Genomic DNA, 763 nt, shown 5'->3' on the forward strand with positions numbered 1-763 from the left:
CAAGCCATAGCTTCGGTGGTGTGTTTAGCCCCGTTACATTTTCGGCGCAGAGTCACTCGACCAGTGAGCTATTACGCACTCTTTCAATGGTGGCTGCTTCTAAGCCAACATCCTGGTTGTCTGTGCAACTCCACATCCTTTCCCACTTAACACACACTTGGGGACCTTAGCTGATGGTCTGGGCTGTTTCCCTTTTGACAATGGATCTTAGCACTCACTGTCTGACTCCCGGCAAGAAGTAAGTGGCATTCGGAGTTTGACTGAGCTTGGTAACCCTTGCGGGCCCCGCACCCAATCAGTGCTCTACCTCCACCACTCCATTCACCGAGGCTAGCCCTAAAGCTATTTCGGGGAGAACCAGCTATCTCCGAGTTCGATTGGAATTTCTCCGCTACCCCCACCTCATCCCCGCACTTTTCAACGTACGTGGGTTCGGGCCTCCAGTGCGTGTTACCGCACCTTCACCCTGGACAGGGGTAGATCACACGGTTTCGGGTCTACGCCCACATACTCAGTCGCCCTATTCAGACTCGCTTTCGCTGCGGCTCCGGCTTCTCACCTTAACCTTGCATGTTGAACGTAACTCGCCGGTTCATTCTACAAAAGGCACGCCATCACCCCTAGATCGGGCTCTGACTTTTTGTAAGCACACGGTTTCAGGTTCTATTTCACTCCCCTTCCGGGGTGCTTTTCACCTTTCCCTCACGGTACTGATTCACTATCGGTCGCCAGGTAGTATTTAGCCTTAGCAGATGGTCCTGCC

At 53.2% G+C, this 763-nt stretch carries 1 rRNA gene; it reads right to left on the minus strand.

Going from position 1 to position 763, the window contains the following annotated elements:
• Positions 1 to 763 (minus strand): 23S ribosomal RNA (locus tag K1558_RS32615); the annotation flags it as partial.

This window comes from Paenibacillus piscarius, assembly GCF_022234545.1.
In the GTDB taxonomy this organism is placed as follows: domain Bacteria; phylum Bacillota; class Bacilli; order Paenibacillales; family Paenibacillaceae; genus Paenibacillus_AQ; species Paenibacillus_AQ piscarius.